This is a genomic window from Mycobacterium sp. 1245852.3 (assembly GCF_001669335.1).
GTDB lineage: Bacteria > Actinomycetota > Actinomycetes > Mycobacteriales > Mycobacteriaceae > Mycobacterium > Mycobacterium europaeum_A.
In genome coordinates this window covers 1-5,263 of sequence record NZ_LZLL01000296.1, presented here as the reverse complement: position 1 = coordinate 5,263, position 5,263 = coordinate 1, and the positions used below count along the sequence as shown (strand labels likewise).

At 69.5% G+C, this 5,263-nt stretch carries 4 protein-coding genes and 2 pseudogenes; 3 read left to right on the top strand and 3 right to left on the bottom strand.

What is annotated here, in order from left to right:
- Positions 1-493, top strand: a pseudogene (locus A9W96_RS13390) (primosomal protein); the annotation flags it as partial.
- A gap of 84 nt (positions 494-577) precedes the next feature.
- Positions 578-1,561: a VWA domain-containing protein gene (locus tag A9W96_RS13385; RefSeq protein WP_067140342.1), complete on the top strand. Its 984-nt coding sequence runs from the start codon at positions 578-580 to the stop codon at positions 1,559-1,561.
- Positions 1,562-1,565: 4 nt separating this feature from the next.
- On the opposite strand, the gene A9W96_RS13380 is transcribed toward A9W96_RS13385, so the two are convergent.
- On the bottom strand, positions 1,566-2,573 hold the full coding sequence (locus A9W96_RS13380; RefSeq protein WP_067140339.1) for a VWA domain-containing protein: 1,008 nt from the start codon (positions 2,571-2,573) through the stop codon (positions 1,566-1,568).
- Positions 2,574-2,625: 52 nt separating this feature from the next.
- Positions 2,626-3,660, bottom strand: coding sequence for a cupin (locus tag A9W96_RS13375; RefSeq protein WP_067140335.1), 1,035 nt, complete (start codon positions 3,658-3,660; stop codon positions 2,626-2,628).
- Between the two features lie 212 nt (positions 3,661-3,872).
- On the opposite strand from A9W96_RS13375, the gene A9W96_RS13370 reads away from it, so the two are divergent.
- Positions 3,873-4,157: a GlsB/YeaQ/YmgE family stress response membrane protein gene (locus tag A9W96_RS13370; protein WP_067140332.1), complete on the top strand. Its 285-nt coding sequence runs from the start codon at positions 3,873-3,875 to the stop codon at positions 4,155-4,157.
- A 49-nt stretch (positions 4,158-4,206) separates the two neighbouring features.
- On the opposite strand, the pseudogene A9W96_RS13365 reads toward A9W96_RS13370, so the two are convergent.
- Positions 4,207-5,223: pseudogene (locus A9W96_RS13365) on the bottom strand (adenosine deaminase); the annotation flags it as partial.
- Positions 5,224-5,263 lie beyond the last annotated feature (40 nt).

Sequence of the window (5,263 nt, the reverse complement as noted above, 5' to 3'; positions counted from 1 at the left end):
GGGCACCTTCTACACGCTGCGCTGCTACCTCGACGATCGCCCGATCTTCCTGGGCCGCAACGGACGGATCAGCGTGTTCGGTTCGGAGCGGGCGCTGGCGCGCTACCTCGCCGACGAGCACGACCACGACCTGGCCGACCTGAGCACCTACGACGACATCCGCACCGCCGCCACCGACGGGTCGCTGTCGGTCGAGGTCACCGACGACAACATCTACGTGCTGTCCGGGCTGGGCGACGACTTCGCCGACGGGCCCGACGCGGTGGATCGCGACCAGCTCGACCTGGCCGTCGAGCTGCTCCGCGACATCGGGGACTACTCCGAGGAGACCACCGTCGACAAGGCGCTGGACACGGGCCGGCCGCTGGGCAAGCTGGTGGCCTACGTGCTGGAGCCCGACTCGATCGCCAAGCCCACGCCCCCGTACGCCGCGGCGGTCCGGGAGTGGGAGAAGCTGGAGCAGTTCATCGACGGGCGGCTCAGGCGCGAATAGGCGCCGCGCGTTTGACGGTCTATCAAGTCTCCTCTTTACTGGCGGGCAGCATCAGGACGGGTTCAGACGGGAAGGTGAGGGCAAGTGTCGCTGCCCGGCATCGGCCCGCTACCCCTCTACGGCTTCCAGCGGCCGGGCCTGCTGCTGTTCGGCCTGGTCCCGCTGACGCTGCTCGCCGTCTACCTCCTCGCCCAGGCCCGGCGCCGGCGCCGCCTGCACCGCTACACCGACTCGGCGGTGCCGCAGCCGTTGTGGCGGCACATCCCGATCGCGGTCGCGCTGCTGTCGCTGATCCTGTTGACCATCGCGCTGGCCACCCCGACGCACGACATGCGCATCCCGCGCAACCGGGCCTGCGTGGTGCTGATCATCGACATGTCGAACTCCATGCGGGCCACCGACGTCGAGCCCAACCGGCTGAAGGCCGCCGAGCAGGCGGCCAGCCAGTTCGCCAGCCAGCTGACGCCGGGCATCAACCTGGGGCTGGTCGGCTTCGCCGGGACGCCCTACCTGCTGGTGCCCCCGACGCCGCAGCACCAGGCCACCCTGGAAGCGCTCAAGAAGCTGGAGTTCGCCGACGGCACGGCCACCGGTGAGGCCATCTTCACCGCCCTGCACGCGGTCAGCGCCACCGCCGTCACCGGCGGTGACACTCCGCCCCCGGCCCGCATCGTGCTGCTGTCCGACGGCGGTGAGAACAAGCCGACCAACCCCAGCGACCCGCACGACGGCGCCTACACCGCGGCGCGACTGGCCAAGGATCAGGGCGTGCCGATCTCGACCATCTCGTTCGGCACCAAGGGCGGCGAGATCGAGATGAACGGGCAGCGGGTCGCGGTCCCCGTCTCGACCGACCAGATGAAGACGATCGCGCGGCTGTCCGGCGGGCAGTCCTACACCGCCACCAACCTCGCCGAACTCAACAAGAGCTACAACGCCATCGAAAACGACATCGGCTACCGCACCGTGCCCGGCCCCGGCAGCGCCGGCTGGCTGCGCCTGGGCGTCATCACCGCCCTGATCGCCACGGCGCTGGCCCTGCTGATCAACCGGCGGCTGCCGGCCTGACCGGTCAGGCCGGCAGCCTGCTGTTCAGCACCAGGCCGGCCAGGATGGCCCCGGCCAGCACTACCGCCCCGAGCAGCATCCAGGCGGCGCTGGCGTCGCCCTTGACGGTCTCGTAGCCGATCTGGCGCTGCAGCGTCGAATACACGCTCTCGAGCGACTCCAGGCTGTCGGCGTGAAACGCCTGGCCGTCGGTGATCTTGCAGATCTCCTGCAGCGTCTGGTCGTCGACGGGAACCGGAATGGTGGCGCCCTCGTACTCGACGGTGCCGTAGGGGGTGCCGAAGGAGATCGTCGAGATCTGCACCCCCTGGTTCTTGGCGGCCCGGGCCGCGGTGAACGCGCCCTGGGGCGCGTTGGGGTCCAGCGGCACGTTTTCGGCGCCGTCGGACTCCAGCACGATCCGCGCGGGCGGTGGGCCTTCCCCGCCGCCCATCACCGAGCCGACGGTCGCGATCGCCTGCAGCGCGGTGAAGATCCCCTCCCCGGTGGCGGTCTTGGGCGCCGGCTTCAGGCCGTCGATCGCGGCCTTGACGGCCTGGCGGTTCGTCGTCGGCGCGACCAGCAGCGAGGCGTTGGCGGCGAACTCGACCAGCCCCAGGTTGATGGCCGGCGTGAGCTCATCGGCGAACTTCTTCCCTGCCACCTGGGCGGCGGCCAGCCGGTTCGGGGGGACGTCGGTGGAGGCCATCGACTCGGAGACGTCGATGACCAGCATGACCACCGCGCGATTGAGCGGGATCCGGATGTCGGACGTCGGCCCCGCCATCGCGGTCGTCAGCAGTACCAGCGACGCGGCGAGCAGGATCGTCGGCACGTGCCGCCACCGCCCCGCCCGCGACGGCGCGACCCGCTCCAGCACCTCCATGTTGGCGAACCGCAGCACCCGGCGGCGGCGGGCGAATTGCATCGCGACGTAGATCCCGATCACCAACAGCACGGCCAGCAGGAACAAGAAGAACCAGGCGTTCTGGAAGCCGGTCAGCGACACCGGACCCAGCAGCGGCAACTTCATGTCCAGCCACACTATGCGCCGAACGCCGGCGGTGCATGGCCCGGCCGGGCGGTCAGCCGGCCAGGTCGCGGCGCTGGGTGAACTTGATGTCGAGGCTGCGCAGATGGGTGTGCAGCCCGGCGTCCTGAACGGGGATCAGGTGGGCGGGCCGGTCGCTCTCGTTGTAGTGGGCGTGCCAGAGCCCCGGCGGGGTGGTGAACGCGCCGCCGGCCTGCCAGTCCACCCGGATCGGGTCGACGATGTCGCCGCGCCGGTCGAGGCGGGTGCCCAGCAGGGTGTAGCACCCGTGTTCGGGGGCGTCGAGGATCAGGTCGAGCGCCACCGACTGGTGCCGGTGCGGGCGCTGCTCCTGATGCGGCGGCAGGACGCCGAACATCGCCCACAGCACGTGGGTGATGGTCAGGGTCTGCTCTTGGTCGGCGTTGGCCAGCAGCACGCTGACGCGGCTCTTGTCGTTGGCGCCAGGCCGGGCGGCGATCTCCTCCAGCTTGGCCACCGCGTCGGCGCGGCGAAACCTGGTGGCACGGAAGCGCGGCTGGGTCGCCTCGACGCCCAGGTAGCGCAGCAGCGGCTCGTCGTGCACCCAGTACATGGCGGCCTCTGCGTCGGCGTGCAACACCGAGCGCGTCCCGGCGGGCAGGGTCACGAAATCACCCTTTTCCCAGGCGATCAGCCGGCCGTTGACGGCCGCCATCCCCCGGCCGAAGAGCACGTAGAACAACTGCGAGGTGGCGTTGGGGGCGGTGTCGACGTGCTCGCCGGCGCGAATGCGCACGAAGTTGGCCAACAGCGCGGGGCTGGTTGCCGGCCCGGTGATGCCCAGATCCTCGGACAAATCCAGCGGGAGGACGCCGGTCGGCGCGTCCAGGTACAGCTCGGGCCCGAACCGCTCGATCGGGACCTGCGGCGCGTGGCCGGAGCCGATCGGGTTGGCGGCCTTGGAGTACTCGAAATAGCGGGCCGCACCATCGCAGTCGGCCCACTCGTCGAAGCGGCCCTCGAACCCGTAGTCGGCCACGTTGGTCGGCGGCGCGGGAACCGTCGGGTCCAGGTCGGGGGTCAGCGACCCCGTCGTTGCGATGGGCATGCCGGGCCATCCTTATCGGTTGCAGCTTGCACTCTTACTGTATCTATCTTGTATCTCAGTGTCAATCGGGGCAGCTGGCAACCGCGCGCAGTCACCAAACGTGAGCCTGGCCGCGGTTCGGCCCCGGCGAATTGCGTTACAAGCCCGTCGATTAGGGGAACCCGCGTTGAAGACGGGGCTCACACGGGGCGCCGCTACGAACGGGAGCAGCAATGATTGGATCAATTATCCTCGCCATCATCGTGGGCGCGGTCATCGGTGTGGTGGCGCGCCTGGTCATGCCGGGCAAGCAGAACGTCGGCATGATCATGACGGTCGTGCTCGGGGCCGTGGGCGGCCTGATCGGCTCGGCGGTGGCCAGCCAGTTCGGGTACCACAACGCCAACGGCGGAATCGCCTGGATTCCGTTCTTCATCGGCGTCGCCGCAGCGGTCGTCCTGATCGCCATCTACGAAGCCGTCACCGGCCGGCGCACCGGCCACCGGCTGACGCGCTAACGCCGAAGGCGAAACTCGCCGCCGCGGGGCGGCGGCGAGTTTCGCCTCGTCAGCCGATCAGAACCGCGTAGCGCGGCTTGATCACCTCGTCGATGAGCGCTAGCCGCTCGTCGAACGGGATGAACGCCGACTTCATCGCGTTGATGGTGAACCGCTCCAGGTCGCTCCACCCGTAGCCGAAAGCCTCGACGAGCCGGTGCATTTCGAGGCTCATCGTGGTGTCGCTCATCAATCGGTTGTCGGTGTTGACGGTCACCCGGAACCGCGTGCGCGCCAGCAGGTCGAACGGATGCTCGGCGATGCTGTTGACGGCGCCGGTCTGCACGTTGGAACTGGGGCACAGCTCCAGCGGAATTCGCTTGTCCCGCAAGATCGACGCCAGCCGTCCCAACCGGACGCTCCCGTCGCCCGCGACGTCGATGTCGTCGACGATGCGCACCCCGTGGCCCAGCCGGTCGGCCCCGCAGAACGCGATCGCCTCGTGGATGGACGGCAGCCCGAACGCCTCACCGGCATGAATCGTGAAGCGCGCGTTGTGGTCTCGCATGTACTCGAACGCGTCCAGGTGCCGGGTCGGCGGGTTGCCGGCCTCGGCACCGGCAATGTCGAAGCCCACCACCCCCTTGTCGCGGAAGCGGATGGCCAGCTCGGCGATCTCCCGTGACACCGCGGCGTGCCGCATCGCGGTGACCAACAGCCGCACCTTGATGGGCCGGCCCGCGGCCGCGCACGCCTTCTCCCCGGCGGCGAATCCGTCCAGCACCGCATCGACGATCTCATCGAAGGACAGCCCGCGGTTGATGTGCAGCTCGGGCGCGAACCGCACCTCGGCGTAGACCACGGAGTCGGCGGCCAGGTCCTCGACGCACTCGTAGGCCACGCGGTACAGCGCGTCGGGCGTCTGCATCACCGCGACGGTGTGCGAGAACGGTTCCAGGTAGCGCTCCAGCGAGCCGCTGTGCGAGCGGGTGCGAAACCACGTCGCCAGCTCGTCGGTGTCGGTGGCGGGCAACCCGTCGTAGCCGGTCTCGGCGGCGATGTCGATCACCGTCGACGGGCGCAGACCGCAGCGTCTCCTCTATCACCGCTGACACCCGCCCCGGGTT

What these genes read in the sequence shown, in the direction of transcription:
- A9W96_RS13380 (WP_067140339.1), bottom strand. Translation starts at nt 2,573, where the DNA reads ATGAAGTTGCCGCTGCTGGGTCCGGTGTCGCTGACCGGCTTCCAGAAC.
- A9W96_RS13375 (WP_067140335.1), bottom strand. Translation starts at nt 3,660, where the DNA reads ATGCCCATCGCAACGACGGGGTCGCTGACCCCCGACCTGGACCCGACG.
- A9W96_RS13370 (WP_067140332.1), top strand. Translation starts at nt 3,873, where the DNA reads ATGATTGGATCAATTATCCTCGCCATCATCGTGGGCGCGGTCATCGGT.